At 38.8% G+C, this 250-nt stretch carries 1 protein-coding gene and 1 pseudogene; both read left to right on the forward strand.

Translation table 11 applies throughout. The annotated features are described in order from the left end of the window. A partial coding sequence (locus LJE09_RS17720; RefSeq protein WP_227311643.1) for a winged helix-turn-helix domain-containing protein occupies positions 1-149 on the forward strand: 149 nt, incomplete at its 5' end. A gap of 5 nt (positions 150-154) precedes the next feature. Next, positions 155-250: pseudogene (locus LJE09_RS17725) on the forward strand (sensor histidine kinase); the annotation flags it as partial.

Here is a 250-nt window from a genome sequence, read left to right on the forward strand (position 1 = left end):
AAGTATGGGGCGAAGAATATTTCTATGATGACAGTAACATTATGGCGATTATCAGCCGACTTCGTAAAAAATTAGAAGTCAATCCTTCAAGTCCAAAGTATATACAAACAGTCAAAGGGATTGGCTACCGGTTTAATAAGGAGGTGTAGTCAGCATGGAAATTATCGTATTCTTGTCCATTGTGATTGCTGTTGGGGCTGTATTGACTTCCATCGTTCTCGTTCGGCGTGTAAAAAAACAAATAGCAGAA

Origin of the sequence: Blautia sp. DFI.3.45, assembly GCF_020593505.1 — a bacterium.
Classification (GTDB): domain Bacteria; phylum Bacillota; class Clostridia; order Lachnospirales; family Lachnospiraceae; genus Blautia_A; species Blautia_A wexlerae.